The 26,090-nt window shown below is 28.8% G+C and carries 24 protein-coding genes; 22 read left to right on the top strand and 2 right to left on the bottom strand.

Translation table 11 applies throughout. The features are described 5' to 3' along the window. Positions 1–49: 49 nt before the first annotated feature. From lepA to KGF46_RS04040, 10 genes are all read left to right on the top strand, one after another. Positions 50–1,855: a translation elongation factor 4 gene (gene lepA, locus KGF46_RS03995; RefSeq protein ID WP_227861032.1), complete on the top strand. Its 1,806-nt coding sequence runs from the start codon at positions 50–52 to the stop codon at positions 1,853–1,855. A gap of 161 nt (positions 1,856–2,016) precedes the next feature. Next, on the top strand, positions 2,017–3,354 hold the full coding sequence (locus KGF46_RS04000) for a CCA tRNA nucleotidyltransferase (RefSeq protein WP_227828203.1): 1,338 nt from the start codon (positions 2,017–2,019) through the stop codon (positions 3,352–3,354). A 231-nt stretch (positions 3,355–3,585) separates the two neighbouring features. Next, entirely contained in the window at positions 3,586–4,899 is a 1,314-nt protein-coding gene (locus KGF46_RS04005) for an APC family permease (protein ID WP_227842137.1), read from the top strand. 173 nt (positions 4,900–5,072) lie between these two features. After that, entirely contained in the window at positions 5,073–6,248 is a 1,176-nt protein-coding gene (gene hemW, locus KGF46_RS04010) for a radical SAM family heme chaperone HemW (RefSeq protein ID WP_227842140.1), read from the top strand. Between the two features lie 102 nt (positions 6,249–6,350). Further along, positions 6,351–7,370 (top strand): heat-inducible transcriptional repressor HrcA, encoded by a 1,020-nt coding sequence (hrcA, locus tag KGF46_RS04015; protein ID WP_227828206.1) that lies wholly within the window; start codon positions 6,351–6,353, stop codon positions 7,368–7,370. A gap of 29 nt (positions 7,371–7,399) precedes the next feature. Beyond that, complete coding sequence (grpE, locus tag KGF46_RS04020; protein WP_227432572.1) at positions 7,400–8,020, top strand: nucleotide exchange factor GrpE; 621 nt, start codon at positions 7,400–7,402, stop codon at positions 8,018–8,020. A gap of 93 nt (positions 8,021–8,113) precedes the next feature. Further along, positions 8,114–9,961, top strand: a complete 1,848-nt coding sequence (gene dnaK, locus KGF46_RS04025; RefSeq protein WP_227828207.1) for a molecular chaperone DnaK — start codon at positions 8,114–8,116, stop codon at positions 9,959–9,961. Positions 9,962–10,169: 208 nt separating this feature from the next. Continuing rightward, positions 10,170–11,324 (top strand): molecular chaperone DnaJ, encoded by a 1,155-nt coding sequence (dnaJ, locus tag KGF46_RS04030; RefSeq protein WP_227432574.1) that lies wholly within the window; start codon positions 10,170–10,172, stop codon positions 11,322–11,324. A 999-nt stretch (positions 11,325–12,323) separates the two neighbouring features. Next, entirely contained in the window at positions 12,324–13,259 is a 936-nt protein-coding gene (locus KGF46_RS04035; protein ID WP_227828208.1) for an ROK family protein, read from the top strand. Positions 13,260–13,291: 32 nt separating this feature from the next. Continuing rightward, positions 13,292–14,665 carry an MFS transporter gene (locus KGF46_RS04040; protein ID WP_227828209.1) on the top strand — a complete coding sequence of 458 codons (1,374 nt, stop codon included), beginning with the start codon at positions 13,292–13,294 and terminating at the stop codon, positions 14,663–14,665. Positions 14,666–14,840: 175 nt separating this feature from the next. Here the strand turns inward: KGF46_RS04040 and KGF46_RS04045 are convergent, their stop codons facing one another. Together KGF46_RS04045 and KGF46_RS04050 are read right to left on the bottom strand one after the other, a co-directional pair. After that, positions 14,841–15,608 carry a helix-turn-helix domain-containing protein gene (locus tag KGF46_RS04045; RefSeq protein ID WP_227828210.1) on the bottom strand — a complete coding sequence of 256 codons (768 nt, stop codon included), beginning with the start codon at positions 15,606–15,608 and terminating at the stop codon, positions 14,841–14,843. A gap of 29 nt (positions 15,609–15,637) precedes the next feature. Beyond that, positions 15,638–16,747 (bottom strand): ABC transporter ATP-binding protein, encoded by a 1,110-nt coding sequence (locus tag KGF46_RS04050; protein ID WP_227828211.1) that lies wholly within the window; start codon positions 16,745–16,747, stop codon positions 15,638–15,640. Between the two features lie 338 nt (positions 16,748–17,085). Between KGF46_RS04050 and prmA the strand changes: the two genes are divergently transcribed. From prmA to ybeY, 12 genes are all read left to right on the top strand, one after another. Then, on the top strand, positions 17,086–18,033 hold the full coding sequence (prmA, locus tag KGF46_RS04055) for a 50S ribosomal protein L11 methyltransferase (protein WP_227828212.1): 948 nt from the start codon (positions 17,086–17,088) through the stop codon (positions 18,031–18,033). 18 nt (positions 18,034–18,051) lie between these two features. After that, a complete protein-coding gene (locus KGF46_RS04060; protein WP_227828213.1) occupies positions 18,052–18,807 on the top strand; it encodes an RsmE family RNA methyltransferase in 756 nt (251 codons plus the stop codon). A 4-nt stretch (positions 18,808–18,811) separates the two neighbouring features. Next, positions 18,812–20,110: a tRNA (N(6)-L-threonylcarbamoyladenosine(37)-C(2))-methylthiotransferase MtaB gene (mtaB, locus tag KGF46_RS04065; RefSeq protein ID WP_227828214.1), complete on the top strand. Its 1,299-nt coding sequence runs from the start codon at positions 18,812–18,814 to the stop codon at positions 20,108–20,110. A gap of 43 nt (positions 20,111–20,153) precedes the next feature. Next, complete coding sequence (locus KGF46_RS04070; protein ID WP_227432586.1) at positions 20,154–20,504, top strand: histidine triad nucleotide-binding protein; 351 nt, start codon at positions 20,154–20,156, stop codon at positions 20,502–20,504. A 162-nt stretch (positions 20,505–20,666) separates the two neighbouring features. Then, positions 20,667–20,846 carry a 30S ribosomal protein S21 gene (rpsU, locus tag KGF46_RS04075; RefSeq protein ID WP_003416618.1) on the top strand — a complete coding sequence of 60 codons (180 nt, stop codon included), beginning with the start codon at positions 20,667–20,669 and terminating at the stop codon, positions 20,844–20,846. 29 nt (positions 20,847–20,875) lie between these two features. Next, positions 20,876–21,319 (top strand): GatB/YqeY domain-containing protein, encoded by a 444-nt coding sequence (locus tag KGF46_RS04080; RefSeq protein ID WP_227828215.1) that lies wholly within the window; start codon positions 20,876–20,878, stop codon positions 21,317–21,319. Between the two features lie 110 nt (positions 21,320–21,429). Continuing rightward, positions 21,430–21,927, top strand: coding sequence for a TspO/MBR family protein (locus tag KGF46_RS04085; RefSeq protein WP_227840729.1), 498 nt, complete (start codon positions 21,430–21,432; stop codon positions 21,925–21,927). 215 nt (positions 21,928–22,142) lie between these two features. After that, a complete protein-coding gene (hpf, locus tag KGF46_RS04090) occupies positions 22,143–22,706 on the top strand; it encodes a ribosome hibernation-promoting factor, HPF/YfiA family (RefSeq protein WP_227828217.1) in 564 nt (187 codons plus the stop codon). 215 nt (positions 22,707–22,921) lie between these two features. Continuing rightward, positions 22,922–23,158 (top strand): YabP/YqfC family sporulation protein, encoded by a 237-nt coding sequence (locus KGF46_RS04095; protein ID WP_227432590.1) that lies wholly within the window; start codon positions 22,922–22,924, stop codon positions 23,156–23,158. A gap of 12 nt (positions 23,159–23,170) precedes the next feature. Beyond that, entirely contained in the window at positions 23,171–24,514 is a 1,344-nt protein-coding gene (gene yqfD, locus KGF46_RS04100) for a sporulation protein YqfD (RefSeq protein ID WP_227828218.1), read from the top strand. Between the two features lie 37 nt (positions 24,515–24,551). Beyond that, on the top strand, positions 24,552–25,568 hold the full coding sequence (locus KGF46_RS04105; RefSeq protein WP_227482837.1) for a PhoH family protein: 1,017 nt from the start codon (positions 24,552–24,554) through the stop codon (positions 25,566–25,568). 56 nt (positions 25,569–25,624) lie between these two features. Next, positions 25,625–26,086 (top strand): rRNA maturation RNase YbeY, encoded by a 462-nt coding sequence (gene ybeY, locus KGF46_RS04110; protein ID WP_227828219.1) that lies wholly within the window; start codon positions 25,625–25,627, stop codon positions 26,084–26,086. The last annotated feature ends 4 nt before the right edge of the window (positions 26,087–26,090 follow it).

Raw genomic sequence — 26,090 nt, forward strand, 5'->3', positions numbered from 1 at the left:
ATAATATAAAATGATAACTATAAGAATAATCAAGAGGAGGGAATTTAAGGTGGACAATAAACAAAGTAGAACTAGAAATTTTAGTATAATTGCACATATAGACCATGGAAAGTCTACCTTAGCTGATAGATTAATACAACAAACGGGGCTTGTCAGTGAAAGAGACATGAAGAGTCAATTACTCGATAACATGGATCTTGAAAGAGAAAGAGGAATCACTATAAAGCTCCAAAATATAAGATTAATGTATAAGGCGAAGGATGGAAATGAATATTATTTAAATCTTATAGATACACCAGGACATGTAGACTTCAATTACGAGGTATCAAGAAGTTTAGTTGCGTGTGAGGGAGCATTATTGGTAGTTGATGCAGCACAAGGTGTTGAGGCACAGACTTTAGCTAATGTGTATCTTGCAATAGACCAAGATTTAGAAATATTACCAATAATAAATAAAATAGATTTACCAAGTGCAAGACCAGATGAAGTAAAACATGAAATTGAAGATATAATAGGGCTTGATGCAAGTGAAGCACCTCTTATTTCAGCTAAAACAGGTTTAAATATAGAAGATGTTTTAGAAGATATTGTAAAAAATGTTCCTGCACCTAAAGGAGATAATGAAGCTCCATTAAAGGCGTTAATATTTGACTCTTATTACGATGCTTATAAAGGTGTTGTAGCCTATGTTAGAGTGTTTGAAGGAACTGTTAAAAAAGGTATGACAATAAAAATGATGAATACTAAGAAAAAGTTTGAAGTAACTGAAGTTGGTGTTATGGCTCCAGGGCAAACTGAACTTAGTGAATTATCAGCAGGTGATGTTGGTTATGTTGCTGCTAGTATAAAAGATATAAGAAGTTGTCGTGTAGGGGATACAATAACAGATTCAAATAATCCTACAGAAGAACCTTTACCAGGATATAAAAAAGCTACTCCAATGGTATATTGTGGTATATATCCAGGAGAAGGTGAAAAGTATGAAAATGTAAGAGATGCTCTTGAAAAATTACAAGTAAATGATGCTGCTCTTGAATATGAGGCTGAAACTTCAGCAGCACTAGGGTTTGGGTTTAGATGTGGATTTTTAGGTCTTTTACATATGGAAATAATGCAAGAAAGACTTGAAAGAGAATTTAATCTTGATATAATCACTACAGCACCATCTGTTATATACAGAGTTACAAAAACTGATGGAGAAGTTGTAATGATACAAAATCCTGCAAATTTACCAGAAGTAGCTGAGATAAGAATGATAGAAGAACCTATAGTAAAAGGAGATATAATAGTTCCTAAAGATTATGTAGGTGTTGTTATGGAACTTTGCCAGGAAAGACGTGGAAATATGTTAAACATGGAATATATAGATGAGAGAAGAGTAATGCTTCATTACGACCTTCCTCTTAATGAAGTTGTTTATGATTTCTTTGATGCCTTAAAATCAAGAACTAGAGGATATGGTTCTCTTGATTATGAGATTAAGGGATATGTTGCATCTACTCTTGTAAAACTTGATGTTTTAATTAATAAAGAGCAAGTTGATGCACTTAGTTTTATTGTACATGAAACTCGTGCTTTCCCTAGAGGAAAGGCAATGTGTGAGAAATTAAAAGGAGAAATTCCAAGACATCAATTTGCTATACCTATACAAGCTGCTGTTGGTAATAAAGTTATTGCAAGAGAGACAATAAGTGCTTTAAGAAAAGATGTACTTGCTAAATGTTATGGTGGAGATATATCTCGTAAGAAGAAACTTCTTGAAAAACAAAAAGAAGGTAAGAAGCGTATGAGACAAATTGGCTCTGTTGAAGTTCCTCAAAAAGCATTTATGTCTGTACTTAAGTTGGATGAATAATTTATTAAATTTTTATAAATTTAGATAAAAATACTTAAAAGCTAGAGTGAATTTAGAATTATTTCTAAATTAATCTAGTTTTTTTGTGGTATATTTTAATTAAACACATAGAGAATATAAGTAAGTGTATATTAAAGAAAAAATAAAAAAAGGTGATATTTATGACTAATATAGAAATTCCTAAAAAAGTGGATTATATAATTAAAGAATTAGAAAAAAATGGTTATGAGGCATATGTAGTTGGAGGATGTGTGAGGGATTGTTTATTAGAAAGAATTCCAAATGACTGGGATATAACAACTAGTGCAAGACCTGAAAAAGTAGTAGAGATATTTGAAAGAACTATTCCAACTGGTATACAACATGGTACTGTAACAGTCATGATTGAACATGAGCCATTTGAAGTGACAACATATAGAATAGATGGAAGCTATAGTGATGGTAGACATCCAGATTCAATAGAATTTACAAATGATATAGTTAAGGATTTGTCAAGAAGAGACTTTACTGTTAATGCAATTGCATACAATTCAAAGACTGGATTAGTTGACCCATTTAATGGCTGTGAGGATATACAAAATAAGTGTATTCGTTGCGTTGGAAATCCAATAGACAGATTTGAAGAAGATGCACTTAGAATGCTTAGAGCGATTAGGTTTTCTGCACAGCTTAATTTTAAAATAGCTGAAGGTACTAAACAAAGCATATACAAAAAAGCAGATTTAATAAAATGTGTGTCTATGGAAAGAATTCAAGTAGAATTCAATAAAATGCTAGTATCTGATTCATCTAAGTTAAATTTATTAATTTCAACAGGATTATTGAAATTTATAATTCCTGAAATATGTGATTTAGAAGATGTTATTCAACATAATCCATATCATATTTATAATGTTGGGAAACATACTTTGATAGCTACTGAAGTAATTGAAGATGAATTATATCTAAAGCTTACAATGTTATTTCATGATTTGGGTAAAAAAATTACTAAAACGACTGATAAAAATGGAATTGACCATTTTTATAGTCACAGTAGGGAGTCTGTTAAAATAGCAAAGCAAATTTTAAAGAGGCTTAAGTATGATAATTATACTATTAATAAAGTTCTAATATTAATACAATATCATGATTATAGAATAGAACCAAAAAGAAAAATTATTAAAAAGTTATTAAATAAACTGGGAGACATTGAACTATTTGAAGATTTAATAAAAGTTAATTGGGCTGACACACTTGCTAAAAACCCAAAATATGCAAAACAGAAAATATTAAACCTTATTGAGAGTGAAAAGGAATTTAAACATATAATAAGCCAAAATGAATGCTTTCATATTAAAGACTTAGCTATTAATGGAAACGATTTAATGTCTATAGGTGTTAAACCAGGTAAAGATATAGGGTATCTATTAAATAAGATGCTTGAAATTGTCATCAATAATCCAGAACTAAATGAAAAAGAAATTTTAAAAGAAAGAGTATTAGATATATACACATTTTAAGCTAGAAGATTAAACTTTAATTTAAGATAGAAAATATAATCCACATTTAAAAAATAGACAATCTTTAAAGATTGATATTCTATAATTTTAAATGTATAGCAAATTAATATAAAACTAGTAAGTTAATATAAAATTAGTAAATTAATATAAAAAAAAACTTTGGGAATACTAAAACCATAAATTTATAAAATTAATATTTTATGCACTTATAAAACAGTGAGGAGGGACATCATGCGTACTCAACTACAAAAGACTATTGGTCTTTCAGCAGCTCTTTCTACTGTTGTAGGTATGGTTATAGGTTCGGGAGTTTTTTTTAAGCCACAGGCAATATATACTACAACTAATGGAGCTCCAGGTCTAGGTATTATAGCATGGCTTTTAGGTGGATTTATAACAATAACTGCTGGACTTACAGCTACAGAAATATCAGCTGCTATCCCAAAAACTGGCGGTATGATGATTTATATTGAAGAGATATATGGAGAAAAACTAGGATTTTTAACTGGATGGATGCAAACTGTATTATTTTTTCCAGGCACATCAGCCGCATTAGGGGTAATATTTGCCCAACAAGCATCTGAACTTTTAAATATGAGTCCGAACAATATGTCAGTTGTGCTTCCAATAGCAATTGGAGTAATACTGTTTTTATCATTACTTAACATAATAGGTTCATCATTGGGAGGAAAAGTTCAGACTGTAGCTACTATTGGAAAAATGATACCATTAGCTCTAATAATAATCTTTGGATTTATTAAAGGTCAAAGTAGTGAAGTATTAAATCCATTTGTAGGTGATGGAGTTAATGTATCAAGCGCACTTGGACAAGTATTAATAGCAACATTGTTTGCATATGATGGATGGATAAATGTTGGGGCTATCTCAGGCGAGATGAAATCGCCAGAAAAAGATTTACCAAGAGCAATAGTTGGTGGGTTATCATTAGTTATGGCAGTCTATATTATAATAAATGTAGCATATCTTCGGGTTGTACCAGCAAGTGAATTAGCAACTGTTACTTCACCAGCAACATTAGTTGCAACAAAATTATTTGGAAATTTAGGTGGAAAAGTAATAACTGTGGGTATATTAATATCAGTGTTTGGTACATTAAATGGATATTTATTAACAGGGTCAAGAATACCATATACATTAGCTGAAAGAGGAACTTTGCCAGCTTCTAAAGTTTTATTAAAAGTAAATTATGGTGGGTCTCCTGTAAATTCAATACTGCTTATAACTGTATTAGCATGTATATATGCTTTATCTGGTCAATTTAATCTTTTGACAGACTTAACTATATTTTCAATATGGGTATTTTATGTATTGACTTTTGTTGGGGTTATAAGGCTTAGAAGAGAACAACCAGATTTACACAGACCATATAAAGTTCCTTTATATCCAATAATACCAATTATAGCTATATTAGGTGGGTTATTTGTAATAATAAATCAAATATTGACTTCAACAGCAATATCCTTAGGTGGTATATTCATAACCATACTTGGATTACCAGTTTATTATTATATGAAGAAAAGATAATCATTTGTTTTAAGTTAAAAAATTTGGATAAAAGTAAAAATCTACTTTTATCCAAATTTTTTATGATATTACATAGTGAAAATGTTTTATATGTGGCTTGATGAGTTATTTTGTTTGATTTATAATTTAATAACTGATGCTTTAAGATAATTTTAAGAAATGAGGAATATAAAATGTTAGGACTTTATATACATATACCATTTTGTGTGAAAAAATGTAAGTATTGTGACTTTAATTCTTATAAAATGGACCTAGATTCAAAAAAAAGATATATAGAAGATTTGAAAATAGAAATGGAGTTACACAGCAATAAATTAAATAGAGATGATAAATACAAAAATAAAGAAGATTTCAATTTAGACAAAAACAATATAATAACAAGTATATTTATAGGTGGAGGAACACCTAGTATTTTGACATCTGAAGAAATAAGAGAAGTATTTGTAAGTATAAAAGAAAAATTCAATATAGATAAAAATGCAGAAATAACTATAGAATGTAATCCTGGTACACTTACACTAGAAAAATTAGAAACTATGAAAGAAGTTGGTATCAATAGACTTAGCATAGGGTTACAAGCTGTCCAAGAAAAGCATTTGAACTTTATAGGAAGAATACATAGTTATAAAGAATTTGAGAAAAACTATATGGATGCACTGAGTGTAGGATTTAAAAATATTAATGTAGATTTAATGTATAGTCTTCCTAATCAGACACTATGTGATTGGAAGGAAACTCTTGAAAAAGTTACAGATTTAAATCCAACACATATATCAGCATATTCTCTTATATTAGAAGAAGGTACTGAACTATATAATATGTATGAAAATAATCAATTTGACCTTATAGATGAAAATATAGATATAGAAATGTATGAGTATACAATAAACTATTTAAAGTCAAAAGGATACAACCAATATGAAATATCAAATTACTCACAAGAAGGCTATAATTGTAAACATAATATTTTATATTGGGAATGTGAACATTATATAGGTCTTGGAGCAGGAGCTTCTGGTTATATTGATAATAATAGATATAATAATTTAGAATCTTTAGAGGATTATCATTTAAGTCTGATTAAAAGAGAGAAGCCAATAGAAGATAGTGAAAATCTTTCTATAAAAGATATGATAGAAGAAAAGATATTTATGGGTCTTAGAATGAATAAGGGAATAAAATTTAAAGATTTTGAAAAAAAATTTGGAATAGATTTTAGAGAAAAATACAGTAAGCAGATAGAAATGTTACTAGCTAGAAACCTTATAAACCAAAGCTTTGAGGGCATACAATTAACTCAAAAGGGAAGAGAAATATCTAATAGTATATTTATAGAATTTATGGAATGATTTTTAAGGTGTTGACAAAATAAATTTATAATGGTATATAATATATATAATCTTTTTAGCACTCGAACTTAGTGAGTGCTAACAGCTAGGAGGTATAATAATATGGAATTAAATGAAAGAAAATTAAATATCCTCAAAGCTATAGTTAAAGATTATATAGAAACAGCTGAAGCTATAGGTTCTAGAACAATATCTAAAAGGCATGATTTAGGTGTTAGTGCTGCCACCATAAGAAATGAAATGGCTGACCTTGAAGAATTAGGATATTTAATTCAGCCACATACTTCTGCGGGTAGAGTACCATCTGAAAAAGGCTATAAGTTATATGTAAACTCTCTTATGAGTAAAAGTGAATTGGATGATAATGATAAGATTCTTATTGAACAATGTATGAATCATAACATAAATCATATAAAAGAATTAATTCATGAAACGTCTAAGCTATTATCTCAATTAACTAACTACACAACTGTAGCAGTTACTAAGAGTTTGATAAATCAAAGCGTCATAAAGCATATACAGTTAGTTGCTATGAATGACAATAATATTTTACTTATAGTTGTAACAGATAAAGGGGACTTAAAAAAAGCTAACCTTACAACTAATGTATATTTAGATCAATCTAAGTTAAATTTGATTTCTGATAATCTTACAAAGAAGCTCTCAGGAAAAAGTATAACAGATTTAGATGATAATCTGATTGCTTTTATTAAATATGAAATAAGTGAGTATTCAGGGTTTATAGATGAACTTTTAAATGCCCTAAACTCAAATATGGAAGAAGAAGATTTTTCTCTATCATTAAATGGAGCCACTAATATATTTAGTTATCCAGAATTCAATGATGTGTTAAAAGCAAAGTCATTTTTAAATATGTTAGAAAGAAAGGAAACAATAGCTGACATAATTAAATCAAAGGGAATACAAAAAGAAAATCTAAATATAATAATTGGTAGTGATAATGATTGTAAATTGGCACAGGATTGTAGTATAGTTACAGCAACTTATAATGTAGACAGAGACTTAGTTGGGCGAATAAGCTTCATAGGACCTACAAGAATGGATTACGCTAGAATTTACTCTATAATAAATTATATGAGTTTATTAATTAATAGAAAGTAAAGAAATTTTAAATTGAGGGGTGTAAAGTCTTGGATAAAAAAAATGAGCAACAAGAAGTAAAAGAAGAAAATGATACTTCTATTAACCAAGAATCTGAAACTCAAGTAGAGTTAGAAGATGAAGTTGTTAATGAAGAATGTGAAGAGTCAAGCGAAAAAACTGATGAAGAAAAAGCTGATGATGAAAATGTAACAGATATAAATTCTAAATTAGCAGAAAAAAAATTAAAAGATGAAGTAGATGAATTAAATGACAAATATCAAAGACTTCAAGCCGAATATGCAAACTATAGAAGAAGAACTCAACAAGAAAAAGAAACAATTGGTGTGTTTGCAAATGAGAAAATAATAACTGAGTTAATACCAGTTATAGATAGTATGGAAAGAGCCTTAGATGCATGTGAAGATAAGGAAGATACTATGTATAAGGGTATAAGCCTTGTACATAAGCAATTAATAGATACTCTAGTAAAATTTGGAGTAGAAGAAATAGAAGCAGAATCTAAGGAATTTGACCCAAACTTACATCTAGCAGTTATGCAAGAGAGTGTAGATGGAGTAGAAGCAAATCAAATAGTGATGGTACTTCAAAAAGGATATAAACTAGGAACTAAAGTTATAAGACCTTCAATGGTTAAAGTTTCTTGCTAAGTATATAAATTAAGGTTAAAATATTTAGCCTAATATAAAATACACAAATAAGTAAAATTTAATTATACAATTACTCAAGGAGGATTTTTAGTCATGGGAAAAATAATAGGAATAGATTTAGGAACAACAAATTCATGTGTTGCAGTATTAGAAGGTGGAGAAGCACAAATAATAGCAAATAATGAAGGTATGAGAACTACTCCATCAGTAGTGGCATTTACAAAAGATGGTGAAAGAATAGTTGGAGAACCTGCAAAAAGACAAGCAGTTACAAATGCAGATAAAACAATAACTTCAATAAAAACTCACATGGGAACTGATTACAAAGTAAATATAGATGGAAAATCATATACTCCACAAGAAATATCAGCAATAATATTACAAAAATTAAAATCAGATGCAGAAAGTTACTTAGGACAAACAGTAACAGAAGCAGTTATAACAGTTCCAGCGTACTTTACAGATGCTCAAAGACAAGCTACTAAAGATGCTGGTAGAATAGCAGGGTTAGATGTTAAGAGAATAATAAACGAGCCAACAGCAGCTGCACTTGCTTATGGTATGGACAAATTAGACCAAGAAAAGAAAATATTAGTATTTGACTTAGGTGGAGGAACTTTTGACGTATCTATACTTGAAATAGGTGATGGTACTTTTGAAGTTTTAGCTACAGCTGGTAACAATAGATTAGGTGGAGATGACTTCGACCAAATAGTAATAGACTATTTAGCAGATGAATTCAAAAAGGCTGAAGGTGTAGATTTAAGAAATGATAAGATGGCTCTTCAAAGATTAAAAGAAGCAGCAGAAAAGGCTAAGAAAGAATTATCATCAACAATGAATTCAAACATAAACTTACCTTTCATAACTGCTACAGCAGAAGGTCCAAAACATTTGAATATAGATTTATCAAGAGCTAAATTTGAAGAATTAACTAGAGGTTTAGTTGAAAAAACTATGGAACCAACTAAGAGAGCTTTACAAGATGCAGGACTTTCTACAAGTGAAATAGATGATGTATTACTAGTTGGTGGTTCTACAAGAATACCAGCAGTTCAAGATGCTGTTAAGAAATTTATAGGAAAAGATCCTCATAAAGGTATAAACCCAGATGAATGTGTTGCAGCAGGAGCTTCTATACAAGCAGGCGTTTTAGCAGGAGATGTTAAAGACTTATTACTACTAGACGTTACTCCATTATCTCTTGGTATAGAAACTATGGGTAATGTAATGACTAAGATAATAGAAAGAAACACTACAATACCAACTAAGAAGTCACAAGTATTCTCAACTGCTGCTGATAATCAAACAGCTGTTGATATACATGTACTTCAAGGTGAAAGAAGTATGGCTTATGACAACACAACTTTAGGAAGATTCCAATTAACTGATATACCACCAGCACAAAGAGGAATACCTCAAATAGAAGTTACATTTGATATAGATGCAAATGGTATAGTTAATGTTTCAGCTAAAGATTTAGGTACAGGAAAAGAACAAAAAATAACTATAACGTCAAACACTAATTTATCAGAAGCAGATATAGAACAAAAAATAAAAGAAGCTGAAATGAATGCAGAAGCTGACAAACAAAAGAAAGAGAAAATAGAAGCATTTAACCAAGCTGAATCTACTATATATCAAACTGAAAAAACTTTAAATGAACTTGGAGATAAAATAAGTGCAAGTGATAAAGAAGATATAGAAAAAGCAATAGCAGACTTAAAAGTTGTAAAAGACAATCAAGATGCTACAGCAGAAGAGCTTAAGAAAGCTACAGAAGAAGTAATGACTAAGTTCCAAAAAGTATCTCAAGAAATGTACCAAAATGCAGCACAAGAACAGCAAGCAGCCCAAGGTGCAGAGCAAGCTCAAGATAATGGACCTAAAGATGACAATGTAGTAGATGCTGACTTTAAAGAAGTAGATGAAGATAAATAAGCTATATAATATAACATCAAATGATAATTGAAGAATAGATTATTTATGAAAATCATATAGATATTAAAGATATATGGACAATATACATCATAAAGAATATAATATATCATAGATTATATAACTTAAAGTAGAATATAAGAATTAATGATAGCTTGTAGTTTATTATTCTACAAGCTATCATTTTGTAAAATGAAGGTGGTGTCAATTTTTGAGTACAAAAAGGGATTATTATGAAGTCTTAGGTATCAGTAAAGGTGCAGAAGCTCAAGAGATAAAAAAAGCTTACAGAAAGTTAGCAATGAAGTACCATCCAGATAGAAACCCTGGTGATGAAGAGGCTGAGGAAAAGTTTAAAGAAATAAATGAAGCTTATGAAGTACTTTCAGATGATACAAAGAGAAAGACTTATGACCAATTTGGACATGATGGGCTAAATGGTCAAGGAGGCTTTGGAGGCCAAGGTGGATTTAATGGCCAAGGCTTTGGTGGATTTGAAGATATGTTTGGAGATATATTTGGCGACATGTTTGGAGGAGGCTTCGGAGGTGGAAGACAAAGAAGAAGAGGTCCTCAACGTGGTGCAGATATAAGACAAAATGTTACTATATCTTTTGAAGAAGCTGCATTTGGTAAAAAAATGTCTATAAAGTTAAATAGAAGTGAAGAATGTGATGAGTGTGATGGAACTGGAGCAAAACCAGGAACATCAAAGAAAACTTGTTCAACTTGTAATGGAACTGGTCAAGTTAGAACTGTTCAAAGAACTCCATTTGGAAATATAGCAAGCTCAAGACCTTGTAGTACTTGTAATGGAACTGGAGAAGTAATTGAATCTCCTTGTAGCAAATGTCATGGAACTGGAAATACAAGAAAAGTTAAGACTATAGAAGTAGATATACCTGCAGGTATAGATGATGGTCAAATGATAAAACTTGCTGGTCAAGGTGAAGTGGGAGAAAAAGGTGCTCCAAGAGGAGACTTGTACATTGTAGTTAATGTAAAGTCTCATCCACTGTTTACTAGAGATGGAAATGATATTTACTTTGAAATGCCAATTACATTTGTTCAAGCAACTTTAGGTGATGAGATAGAAGTACCTACTTTGGATGGAAAAGTTAAGTATAGTGTGCCAGAAGGAACACAAACTGGAACTGTATTTAGACTTAAAGAAAAAGGAATTCCTAGAATTAGAGGTAATTCAAGAGGAGACCAATATGTTAAAGTTGTAGTCGAGATTCCTAAAAAATTAAATGATAAGCAAAAAGATCTATTAAGAGAATTTGCGAAGGAGTGCGGGTCGAACGTCCACGAAAAGAAAAAAACATTCGGACAGAAAATAGAAGATATGTTTAAGAAAAAGTAGTTAAAATAGCCAATATAATGTAATCATATTCTTTAGAATCTAAATTATTTAGTTATAAGATTTTGAATTAATATAATATGATTTTTATATTGGCTATTTTTAATTTTATAAATATATAAAAATAGTTTTTATTAAAAAAAATAAAACTGAATATAAATAATTTTCTGAAAAATGCTTGTCCCTACATATATAATATGCTATAATATAATCAAATAAGAGAAAGGGGTGATTCCAGTGGGAACGGATGTGGCACAGCCAAATGATGAAGAAAACTCAATTATAATCTATGAAATAAAGTTAGATGCTTTTAGTGCTATATTAAGTACTGGAAAAACTCAAAAGCTGGGATAATTATTGGAATTGCCTAGACTTAAAATTTTGGTAGTAAAGTAGTCATATTGTATAGCCAAAGCATCTAAGTTTTAAAGTTATTTGTAAGAATTAAAACTTTTGCAAATTGCATATTTGCTTATAATTTAGTTAGAAAAATTTACGTAAAAAATTGCTTTCGATATGTGCATGTGTAAAGAAATATGTATGTATGGTTAGGTAATAGGCTAGATATGTATGTAAAGAAATATGTATTTAGTCAAATATATGTATATGTAAAGAAATATATATTATGTGTATAAGATTTTTAGTATAGATTGGTGAATAATAAAAGCAACTTATTATGTTATGGAAAACTAATTTATGTTTGTAAAAAATATATTTAAGATTTGGTTGATATATAGTTGCAAAAATATTGTTTAGTACAAAAAAATAAGTCAAGATAAGAGTTTAAAATAATTGATTTAAATATAGTTTGTTTTGACATCTAATAAATTGAAATAATTTATAAAAATAGACACCTTCTCATAGTGAAAATATACTATGGGAAGGTGCTTTTGTTTTGTATTAAAGATATTATTAAAAATTTGCATGGTTTTACATTTTAATATAATATAAACATGATAAAATATATATATTAATAAAATTTAAAAGAGAAAGGTGAAAAAGATGTATTATATAGGTGTAGACATTGGAGGAACAGGCATACAAGCAGGTGTGGTTGATAATCAAGGAAAGATACTTTTTAGAACAGAATGTAAAACTGTGGTTAAAAAGGGCTTTGAAGGAATACTAGATGATATAAAAATAATGATTGATAAACTGTTAGAAGAAAACAATCTAAATATGAAAGAGATAAAGTCTATTGGATTTGGAGTACCTGGGTTTATAAATAAAAAAGGTTTAGTAACTTGTGTAAACTTAAAATGGGATGGAGAAAGTTTTGAGAATGAACTAAAAAGAAGGTTTCCAAATGTTGAAATTCATGGAGAAAATGATGCAACAGTAGCAGCACTTGGAGAATCAAAGTTTGGAAGTATGAAAGGTGCAGATGTTGGAGTTTTATATACTTTAGGAACTGGAGTAGGTGGAGGAATAGTAATTAATCAAAAAGTTTTTTCTGGAGCACATGGATTAGGCTCAGAAATAGGTCATCAAGTAATAGGAGAAAACTATTTTGATTGCAATTGTGGAAATAATGGTTGTGTGGAAACTTTTTGTTCAGCAACTGCCATTATAAAATATTCTCAAAAACTTATACAAGAAGGTAGAAAAAGCAGGATTTTAGATTTAGCAGAAGGAGATTTAGAAAAAATAAATGCAAAGATGGTGTTTGATGCATATAGAGAAAACGACATAGTTGCAATTGAAGTAATAACTAGATTTAAATCTTATTTAGCAAAAACATTTGCAAATACAATAAATACATTAGACCCAGAAATTATATCAATTGGAGGAGGCGTTTCTAAAGCAAGTGATATAATACTTGATGGGATAGAAGATTTGGTAAGAAAATACATATTGTACAAAAAAGAAGATATAGCAAAAATTGTATGTGCAACTTTAGGTTCAGACGCAGGGATTATAGGAGCTGCTTTTTTATAAGGGAAATGAATTGCTTATTGGAGGCGTGATATATGGGTAAAACAAACACTAGAAGAACACTTTTTTTGATAGCAATAGGTTCAGGAACTATGCTGAATCCTCTTAATTCTTCTATGATTTCACTTGCTTTACATAGTATACAAAATGATTTTCATATTAGTTTTACAACTGTATCTTGGATTGTTTCAGCATTTTATTTAGCTAGTGCTATTGCACAACCAGTTTCAGGTAAGATAGGAGACTTAATAGGTAGAAAAATCTTATTTTTGAGTGGTTTGATACTGGTAATTTTATCAGCATCTATAGTACCATTTGTTCAATCATTCTTTATATTGATTTTTATAAGAGTAATTCAGGCAATTGGAACAAGTACCCTATATCCATCTGGGGTTGCTCTTATACAAAATAATATAAAGGAAAGACAATCTTCTGCCTTAGCAGTCCTAACCATTTTTGCTTCAACTACAGCAGGATTAGGTCCAACACTTGGGGGATTATTGTTGGATTTAGGAGGATGGCATGCTATATTTCTCATAAATATACCTATTGTTGTGGTTTCTATATGTTTAGGATATTTTTTATTTCCAAAAGAAGCAAAAGAGAAAAAAGGTGTAAAGGAGACTTTAAAAAATGTTTTATCAAGATTAGATATTATTGGTATACTTCTATTTTCAATTGCTATGATTTTTTTATTACTATTCTTGCTATCTATGAAAGAGTCTTTTAATTTAGAACAACTTGTATTAGGTGTAATATTGATATGTCTTTTTATTTGGCATGAGCTGAGAACAAAATTACCATTTATAGATATTAAACTATTTGTAAATAACCCTAAATTGTCAAAGGTTTACTTACAGTTTATTATATTAAATTTCTTTAATTATATTTTGTTTTTTGGTCTTCCTAGTTATTTTCAAGATGCATTACATTATAGTGCAAAAGCAACTGGTCTATTTATGTTGTTCATGTCTGGTATAGGTATATTTATATCTCCATTGACTGGAAGATGGATAGACAAATCTGGAACTAGATTGCCTCTTATGATGTCATCAATTTTTATGCTGATTAGTGCAGTACTTCTTTCAGTAATTTTTGTTTATATACCAGTAATAGGTAAGGGAATTATTTTATCATTAGCAGGTGTTAGTTATGGAATTGGTAATGTAGCATTACAATCTTCAATGTTTAAAGAAAGTCCTCCTGAGAGCATAGGTACAGCCTCTGGTCTGTTTCAAACTAGCCGTTATTTAGGTTCTATTTTTGCTACTGTACTACTTGGAATGGTATTTGAAGCAACCATAACATCAGGACAATTTAAAATATTAGGATATGTTATGGTGATTTTAGGTACAATAAGTTTTTTATTGAATTTTGTTTTAAAGAAAGAATTAGGAAAAGTAAGATAGTGGATTTATTTAATAGGTCTAGTATTTAATAAATTTAAAAATACTATTTGCAAAATATGACTGATTGGATATTCATAAACTTGAAGTACAGAATACTTTATAGGTATACAATATTTTGAATTAAAATTAAGCAGAAATTTGAACTAATATACAAAATTTCTGCTTAATTTAGTAGTTAAATTTTTTTATATAGAAAATAAGATTTTACACTTAGATAAAAAATCATTGCATTCTCAAAGTTTTTTAAATCAAGGTTGAGTATTTCATTAATTTTTTCTAGCCTATACACCAGTGTATTTCTATGTAAAAACATATCACTAGATGTTTTAGAGATGTTTAAGTCATTATTTATAAATTTTATTCCTGTAGATAGAAGCTCTTCATCAATAGATTTTATCTTATTGAAGTCTATCAGTCTATTAAGTACATCGTCCTTGTTAATTAAGTCTAAAGTTTTATATCTAATAAGGTCAAATAAATTTAAAAATTTATCTTTAGCATTATCTTTTACAATATGAGATAGTAAATCAGAGCATAACTGTAATCTAAAATTAAAATCAGATTTGTTATCTAACTCACCAAGATAAAAAATATAAGTACTTTGATAAGTTTCAGTTTCAATTATATTTTGTGTAGTTACATTAATATCTAAGTTATATTTAGAGTTTACTACAAAAAAACTACTATGTTGCATTATATTTATATCATCATATAAGTTATAAAAAATACCTTTTAAATATTCAAAATCTATATGTGGCTGATAAATTAAATAAAAGTGACCATTTAGATTATCTAAGTTATTTTCATCTAAAAAATCAATAACATAAATAGTATCATTAAAAGTAACTAAATGACTATTGGCATCTAAACTTTGATTTTTATAAGGGTAAATATTTATTTTTTTATTGAGTTGTTTTTCAAAAAAACTTTTCAAGTCTTCCATAAAGTCTCCTTAGAAATAAGATTATACTCTTATCTTATAGCTAAGTCAGTTTCTTTGTCAAATAAGTGTATTCTATTATTATCAACTGAAAGTGTTAAGTTATCACCAACATCAACTCTATTTTTGCTGTCAAATCGAATTGTTATTGTATTTACATCTAATTTTAAATGAGCATAAGTCTCTGCTCCCATAAGTTCTTTTATTTCAACTGTTGACTTAAAGCAAGTATCTTGATTAGCTTTAATAAAAGTATCTTCTATATGTATATCCTCTGGTCTAATACCCATAATAACTTCTTTTCCAATATAGTTGTCTTTTATTAAATCATAGTGTTTTTCTCTATTTAATTTTATCTTAATGTATTCGTTTTTAGCATATATTTCTTCATTCTCTTCTATCAATGTCACATCAATAAAATTCATCTGTGGAGCTCCAATAAATCCTGCAACAAACACATTAGCTGGATAGTCGTATACATCTTGTGGAGTTGCAATCTGTTGTACCACTCCATCTTTCATTACCACTATTCTATCGGCCATAGTCATAGCTTCAACTTGGTCATGTGTTACATAGATGAATGTAGTTCCAAGTTGTTGATGTAACTTAGTTATTTCTGTTCTCATGGCAGTTCTCAGTTTTGCATCCAAGTTAGATAGAGGTTCATCCATTAAGAATACCTTAGGGTTTCTAACTATTGCACGTCCTAGAGCAACCCTTTGTCTCTGACCTCCAGACAATGTTTTAGGTTTTTTATCTAAAAGAGGAACTAAATCCAATATTTTAGCAGCTTCTTTAACTTTTTTATCTATTTCATCTTTTGGCATTTTTCTAAGTTTAAGTGCAAATGCCATATTTTCATAAACAGATAAGTGAGGGTATAAAGCATAATTTTGAAAAACCATTGCTATATCTCTATCCTTTGGTTCTATATCATTGACAAGTTTATCTCCAATATATAATTCTCCAGAAGATATTTCTTCAAGACCAGCAATCATTCTAAGCGTTGTCGATTTACCACAACCAGATGGGCCTACTAAAACAATAAATTCCTTGTCTTTAATATCTATATTTATATTTTTTACTGCATTAAATCCATTAGAATAAAGTTTTGATATATCTTTTAATATTACTTCTGACATTATAGTTCTCCTTAATAATTTAAATTTTAATTATATAATATCAGATGATTTTATTGTAGGAAACATATAAAATAACTAAAAATTTTTGTTTAAAATGTACATTTTGGTGATTTGTATGTAATAAATATAATGCTCACTGTTTAAAATGCATTTAGGAAAAAGTATAATCAAATAAAGTGCTAAAAATAAGCTAGACAATTTATTATAAATTAAGTAAATTTACTATAATATAGATATAAACTAATAAAAAATTTATAAAACAAAAAAGTATGATATTTATGATATAATAAAAGTTATGGAAAAATAGGAAAATTAATATAGAAAAGAGAGGTAAACTTATGAATAATTGGATAGAAGTAACTATAAAAACAACAACAGAAGCAGTTGAAGCAATAACAAATATACTATATGAACAAGGAGCTGGAGGAGCTGTAATAGAAGACCCAAAAGATTTCTTATTTCAAAAGAAAAATGAATTAGATTGGGATTATGTAGAAGAAGAAGTATTTAAAAAGAACGAAGAAGAAGATGTATTAATAAAGACTTATGTTTCAGAAGAAAAAAATGTGATGGAATTTGTCGAAATTATAAAACAAAAAGTTTTAGGCTTAAGAGATTTTGGTATAGATATAGGTGAAGGAAGTGTGTCACTAGACCAAGTAAATGAAGCTGATTGGGCAAATGCATGGAAAGCATACTATAAACCAACAAAAGTAGGACAAAGGGTAGTAGTAAAACCTACATGGGAAGATTATAATATGCAAGAAGGGGATTTGATAATAGAACTTGACCCTGGTATGGCTTTTGGTACAGGAACACATGAGACTACTAGTATGTGTATTAGAGAATTAGAGAAATATGTAAATAAAGATTCTAAAGTATTTGATATTGGCTGTGGTAGCGGAATTCTTGCAATAGCAGCAGCTAAATTAGGGGCAAAAGAAGTTGTAGCTGTAGATTTAGACGAAGTTGCAGTAAAAGTTGCAAAAGAAAATGTGCTTGAAAATAAAGTTGAAGAGAATGTATCTGTAATGCATGGTAATTTAACAGATGTAATAAAGGATAAAGCTGATGTTATAGTTGCAAATATAATAGCTGATATAATAAAAATACTTGCAAAAGATGTACAAAATTTTATGAAAGAAGATGCTATATTTATATCTTCAGGTATAATTTTGGACAAAGTAGAGGAAGTTAAAGAAAGTTTAATCGAAAATGGATTTGAAATAGTTGAGGTTCAAAAACTAGGCGAATGGTCGGCAATAGTTTCTAAACTTAAAAAGTAAAAGGCAGGGTGGAGTGTAATGGATAGATTTTTTGTTGAAAAAAATAATATAAATTTACAAGACAAAGCCTGCATTATAGAAGGTGAAGATGTAAAACATATTTCAAAAGTTTTAAGGTGTAAACTAGGGGAAAAACTTGAGATATGTGATAAAGATAATAATGAGTACATTTGTGAGATAACAAATATAGAAAAAAATATGGTTAATTTAAAAATTTTAGAAGAAGTTGATATAAATAGAGAATCTAAACTGAGGGTAAAGTTATATCAAGGTCTTCCAAAAGCTCCAAAGATGGAAATGATACTTCAAAAATTAACTGAAGTTGGTGTAGATGAAATAATATTAGTTCAAACTAAGAGAAGTGTTGCTAAAGTTGATGATAAAAAAGAAGATAAAAAATTTGAACGTTGGGAAAGAATAATTTATGAAGCCGCAAAGCAAAGTAAAAGAGGTAAAATACCAAATTTAAGAGGTGTTTTAAGTTTCAAAGAAGCTTTAGAAGATATGAAAAAAAATGATGTAAATATCTGCCCTTATGAAAATGAAAGAACTGTCTCAATAAAACAGGCACTTAAAAGTTGTGATTCTAATATAGATAGGGTTGGAATTTTTGTAGGTCCAGAGGGTGGTTTTGCTGAGGAAGAAATAGAACAAGTTCAAAAAAATAATTGCAGCATTGTATCATTAGGACCTAGAATATTGAGAACTGAGACAGCTTCTGTTGTAGCATCAACAATAGCTTTGTATGAGCTAAGTGATTTAGGAGGAGAATAATAAATTGAAAAAAGTAGCTTTTTATACACTTGGGTGTAAAGTCAATCAATACGAAACTGAAGCTATGCTAGAACTATTTGAAAAAGATGGATATGAACAAGTTAATAGTGAAGAATATGCAGACGTTTATGTTATAAATACATGTACAGTAACTCATATGAGTGATAGAAAATCTCGTCAATATATAAGACGAGTTAAAAAGAAAAATCCAGATGCAATAATAGCTGTTGTGGGATGCTATTCGCAAGTATCGCCAGAAGAAATTTTGGATATAGAAGAAGTAAACCTAGTCATGGGTACAAATGATAGAAGAAAGATTGTTGAAGAGATTAGAAAGATAGATGCAAGTAAAAAAGTTAGCACAGTTGATGATATAATGAAGGTAAAGGCATTTGAAGAAATAGAAATTAGTCAGACTAATGGAAAGACTAGAGCATTTATGAAAATTCAAGATGGATGTGACAGATTTTGTACCTATTGCATCATTCCTTATGCCCGAGGACGTGTTAGAAGTAGGGATATTGATAGTATAGTTGATGAAGTGAAAAAATTGGCTAAAAATGGCTATAAAGAGATTGTATTAACAGGAATACATGTAGCATCTTATGGAAAAGATTTAAAAGATAAGAATATTAAACTTCTTGATGTAATAAAACAAATAAATGAGATAGATGCAATAGAGAGAATTAGACTTAGCTCTGTTGAACCAATTTTGTTTACTGATGAATTTGTGAATGAAGTTTTAAAGATGGAGAAGGTTTGTCCTCATTATCATCTATCACTTCAAAGTGGATGTGATGAAACTCTAAAAAGAATGAATAGAAGATATACAACTTTAGAGTATAAGACTATTGTGGATAGATTAAGAGATAAAATGCCAAATGTAGCAATAACTACAGATGTAATAGTAGGTTTTCCAGGAGAAACAAATGAGGAATTTAAACAAACATACGAGTTTTTAAAAGATATAGAGCTTTCACAAATGCACATTTTTAAATATTCGCCAAGAAAAGGAACTCCAGCTGCAACTATGGAAAATCAAATTGACCCTCAAATAAAACACTTTAGAAGTGAACAACTTTTAAATTTAAGCAAAGAAAACTTTAATAAGTTTGCAACTAAATTTATTGGCAGTGAATTAGATGTTTTATTTGAACAAAATATAGAGGGGAATAAGTTTGAGGGACTAACTTCAAATTATATAAGAGTTGTTGTTGAAAGTGACAAAAACATACAAGGTCAGATATTAAAAGTAAAAATAAATGATGTAAAAAATGAATATGTAGAAGGAATTTTGCTATAACATGTAGAAATTATAATATTTATAAGATAGGAGGTGGAAGGAAATGGATTGTATATTTTGTAAAATAGCGAACGGAGAAATACCTTCAACTAAAGTTTATGAAGATGAAAGAGTATTGGCATTTAATGATTTGAACCCAGTTGCTCCATATCATATATTAGTTGTACCTAAAAAACATTATGATAGTGTAATTGATATTCCTGATATAGAAATGGATATTGTGTCACATATTCATGTTGTTATTAATAAAATAGCTAAAGAGAAAGGTTTTGACCAAACTGGATTCAGAATCATAAATAATTGTGGAAGCGATGGAGGGCAAGAAGTTAAGCATTTGCACTATCATATTTTAGCAGGTAAAAAGCTTCCTAATTACGAAGCAGAACAAAACTAAACTAAATTATTGAAAAATTGAGTTCCTTCTTGATAAAAATACTTGATAAAAGTAAAAATTTAGTTTATAATAAACAAAGTGTTAGGTTGTAATGCATATTATGCAAAAAGAACATAGTTACAGTCCCAGCATAATTGCGCTATTGGAGGGAGGGAAAAAGAAATGTCAGAAGTAAGAGTTAGAGAAAATGAAACATTAGACAGCGCTTTAAGAAGATTTAAGCGTCAATGTGCAATGTCTGGCATCATGTCAGAAGTAAGAAAAAGAGAGCACTATGATAAGCCAAGCGTTAAGCGTAAGAAAAAAGCTGAAGCAGCAAGAAGAAAAAACGCTAAAAAATAGTAGTAAATAAGAATAAAGAGGTGAAGGGGATGTCCCTTAAGCAAAAGTTACAAGAGGATTTGAAATCTTCGATGAAAAACAAAGATACAGTGAGAAAATCTGTAGTAACTTTAATAAGAGCTTCCATAAAGCAGTATGAAGTTGATAATAGAACTGAACTTAATGAAGATGGAATTATCGATGTAATAGCAAAACAATTAAAGCAACGTAGAGATGCATTAGTTGAATTTGAAAAAGCTGGAAGAGAAGACTTAATAAAAGAAACAGAAGCTGAAATTGAAGTTTTAAAAGAGTACCTACCTCAACAATTAAGCGAAGAAGAGTTAGAAGAAATTGTAAAATGTACTATATCTGAAGTAGGAGCAACATCTATGAAAGATATGGGAAAAATAATGTCAGTTATTCAACCAAAAGTTAAGGGTAGAGCTGATGGAAAACTTATAAATAAGTTGGTAAAACAAAACTTACAATAGATTGATATAGCCTAGAGAGAAATCTCTAGGCTTTTTATAATTTTTGAGAATAACAAGTCATCTCTAAGCATATCTATAATCAAAGAAAATTTTGAAAGAAGGGGAAAAATTTGATTATATCGGTAAAGGAAATTAGAAATTTTTTGATAAACATATCAATACCATTAATAATAGGTTATTTAAGTAGTATTTTGACCATGTTGATTAGTGGAACAGATATTTCAACGTACTATTTACAACTTACAAAACCAAGTTTTGCACCACCAGCTTTTATCTTCCCTATAATTTGGACTATATTGTACATATTGATGGGTATATCTTCATACCTAATATTAAAAAAAGGTTACAACTTGCCTAAAGTAAGAGATGCAGTATTTTATTATGGATTACAACTTGCATTAAATTTTGTCTGGAGTATATTATTTTTTGGATTTGGACTTAGATTTACAGCTTTAATAGACATCATAATAATGATTATGGTTTCTATAATAGTTATTTTGAAATTTTCTAAAATAGATAAGAGAGCTGGATATATAAATTTGGTTTATCTAATGTGGTTGGTTTATGCTGGATTTTTGAATTATTTTATATGGTTTATTAATAAATAGTTGTATGGTTTGTTAATAAATAGAATGTAAAGGTTTTGTAAATTACCCCGTACTTTTAATAATATCATATCAAATAAAAAATAAATAGACTATTAAAAATAATCATTTTCATATACAATTATATTAATTTAAATATAATAAATGTATCAAAAATATATTTAAAGATGAACATATTAAAGTATTAGAATTGGAAAGGCTCGAAGGGAGAGGTTTTTATGCAAATAATAGTATCTGGGAGACAAATGAAATTAACTGACGGAATAAAAGGATACGTAGATGGAAAATTAAGTAGGTTAGAAAAATACCTTGATCCTGAATCAGAAGTGAAAGTAACAGTAAGTGCGAAAAAGGATAGACAGAAAGTGGAGGTTACAATAATTCCTATTAGTGGTCAAATAATAAGGGCAGAAGATGTAGAAGAAGATTTATATGCAGCAATTGACATTGTTTGTGACAAATTAAGTAGACAAGTTGTAAAGTATAAGACTAAGGTTAAAGACAAAGTTCAAAATAATAAGAGCATAAGATTTGAAAATATTGACTTTATAGATAATAGTGGCGAATTTAATGATTATGATTATGATGATGAGGAAGATGAAAATATAGTTATAGAAAGAAGAAAGAAATTTAATGTAAAACCTATGAGTTCAGAAGAGGCAATTCTTCAGATGGAGTTGGTAGGACACAATTTCTATATGTTTAGAAATCAAGATAATTTTGAAATAAATATAGTATATAAGCGTAAAGCAGGTGGATATGGTTTAATAGAGCAAGACTAATAAAAAAATTGTATACTTTTTAGATTTTATATAAAAAAAAGTAAAAAGGTAATCATGTTGATTTTTATCAATATGATTACCTTTTTCTTGTTTAAATAATATATTAAATATTAGGTATTTACTGTCTAAAAAATTTTAAAACTACTCCATGATAGTATCAATAAAGTGCATAAATACCTATTTTAAGCATAAAATTAATTAAGGGGGTAATGCTCATGTTAGAAATATCCACTGATTTACAAGTAAATCAACCAGTTGTTACTGTTACAAGTAATACTTTTATGAGTATAGAAAATTATCTATCAATACTAGAATATGAAGTTGATTTAATAAAAATAAAGACTAAGGTAAAAACAATTAAAATATCTGGGGATAAACTTTCACTTAAGTATATTACTGACAGTGAGATAGGTATAAAGGGAATTATATACAATGTGGAGTATGTTGATTAGGAGGAGATACACTTGATAAGTTTTATAAGGGGATACTATGTTATAGTTGTGGAAGGAGTAGGGCTTGAACAATTTTTAAATCATCTTATAAGAAACGGGATAAATGTTTACAATGTAACTAGAATAAAAAATACTAAAATCGAGTTTAATATAAATAGACAAGATATAAAAGAATTTAAGAATATTTATAGAGGGAGTAAGTTTGATATTAAGGTAAAACAAAAAACAGGAGTTCCTTTTATTATTAAAAGAATTTATAAGCACAAAGGTATGTGGATTTGTGCTATTGTTTCTTTACTTTTATTGATGTCAACATCACAATTTGTAACGGATGTGTATATACAATCTCCAGAAGGTATAAAAAAAGAAGCTCTTAGAAGTGAACTTTATAAAGTTGGAGTGAGACCAGGAGTATACAAAAAGAGTGTTGATAGAAAAGAAGTTAGAGACCATATGATGTCAAAATTTAATGATGTTGCATATTTATCTATTAATGTAAAGGGAACCAATATATTTGTTACTGTTACAAAAAAGGCTGAATCCTTAAAATCTACAGACCAATCAAATTATTGTAATGTAATTGCTTTAAAAAATGGTATAATAGAAAAGGTAATCCCTAGAAGTGGTAAATCTGTTGTTAAATCTGGAGATATAGTCCAAAAGGGAGATGTCTTACTAAATGGTGCTAATACAAAATCAATACCAGAAGTATGGGCAAGTACTTTCTATGAATCTACTAAAAAGGCAAGCTATGTAGATACTGTAAATAAAAAAACTGGAGAAAAGAAAAAAGTACACACAATAAGTTTTTATGATAAAGAATTTACAATTAGAAAAAATATAAAATATAAGAATTATGTTGTTGAAAATAAAGAAAAAAGACTTTCAATGGGAGACTATACTTTCCCTATAAAAATAAAGACGAGTACTTTTTATGAAACCAAAAAAGTTGAAGTGAAAAAGAATAAAGAAGAGTTGAAAAAAGAACTATCTGAAAAAGCTTTAAAAGAATTAGAATACATAATACCAGCTTCGGCTAGAATAATAGATGTAAAACATAGCTATAAGGTTAATAAAAATATGTTAGAATATTTAATAACAGTTCAAACTAGTGAAAATATCGCTAAAATTTATCCTCTTAGTAAATCAGAGGCAGAAAGATTTATAAAGGAAGATAGTAAACCGAAAGAAGGAGAAGAGGAAGTTCCTTCTAATCCACAAAAAAGACCCATAAATGATATAAGAAATGAGTTTAATGAGGATAATAAAGATAATAACGACCAAAATAATTCTGATGGAAATAATAGCAATCAAAATAGTAACAATAGTCAAAATAATAATAGTAACAACAATTAATAAAATTTAACCTAAAACTTGAGGAGGATTAATTCAATTGATAATACAAAAAAAATTTACAATAGCAGATGGCAATTTTGAAAGAGAGTTATTTGGCAACTTTGATGAAAATGTAAAATTAATAGAGAAAACTTTAAATATAGATGTAATACTTAGAGAGGGTAATATAATTTTAATAGGAGAGGAAAAAAATGTAGATTCTGCATTAAAACTTATGAATGAATTGCATCAAACTGTATCAAATGGTAAGCATTTAGATAAACAAAGCATTTCTTATTCATTATCTCTTTTACTTGAAGGCAGTGAGCAAAAGATAAAAGAACTTGAAGGTACAATTGTTATAACTCAAAGAGGTAAAGCTGTTCAACCTAAAACTTTAGGGCAAAAAGAGTATATAAAGCTTATAGAAAATAATGATATAACTTTTGGTGTTGGACCGGCTGGAACAGGAAAGACTTATCTTGCTGTGGCTATGGCAGTGAAAGCTTTTAAAAGAGATGAAGTTAGTAGAATTATACTTACAAGACCAGCAGTGGAAGCTGGAGAAAGTTTAGGATTTTTACCAGGAGATTTAAAAGATAAAGTCGACCCATATTTAAGACCATTATATGATGCATTATTTGAAATGTTGGGCGCTGATAAGTTTAATAAATATTTAGAAAGAGGTACTATAGAAGTCGCACCACTTGCATTTATGAGAGGTAGAACTCTTGACAATTCTTTTATAATATTAGATGAAGCTCAAAATACAACTTCTGAGCAAATGAAAATGTTTTTAACTAGATTAGGATTTGGTTCTAAGGCTGTAGTTACAGGTGATATAACACAAACAGATTTGCCACAAAATAAAAAAAGTGGTCTTATACAAGCTACAGAGATTCTTAAGGGCGTTCAAGGGATAGGCTCTATAATGTTAACAGACAGAGACGTTGTAAGACATGAGTTAGTACAAAGAATAATAAGAGCTTATGAGAAGCATGATAAAAAAGAAGAATTTAAAAAAGAAGAGCGCAAAAAAATGAAAATACAGGAAAAGACTTTCAAAAGAAAGTAAAAGTGTAGTAATATAGATGTATAGCATTATTAATGAATAAAAAGTAGGTGTAATTAATGGATTTGATATTAGATGATAGACAAGATAAATTAGAAGTAAATGAAGAACTAATAGAAAAAATAAAAGATATAATTTTAGAGTGTTTGGATTATGAAGGATATGATGATAATTATGAAGTGAGTCTTTCTTTTGTAGATAATAAAGAGATTCATGAATTAAATAGAGAATATAGAGGGGTTGATAGACCAACTGATGTTTTATCATTTCCTCTTTTAAGTGATGATTTTGAAGATATTGAATTGGAAGAAGAATCTTTAGGAGATATAGTAGTATCTCTTGAGAGAGCTTTAGAGCAAAGCATAGAATATAATCATAGTTTTGAAAGAGAAGTATGTTTTTTAATATGTCATAGTATGTTTCATCTTTTAGGGTATGACCATGATACAGATGAAAATACAAAGGAAATGAGAGAAAAAGAAGAATACATATTAAATAAGTTAAACATAACAAGGGAGTAATTCT

The sequence above is a fragment of the Clostridioides sp. ZZV14-6153 genome (genome assembly GCF_020657855.1).
Taxonomy (GTDB): Bacteria; Bacillota; Clostridia; order Peptostreptococcales; family Peptostreptococcaceae; genus Clostridioides.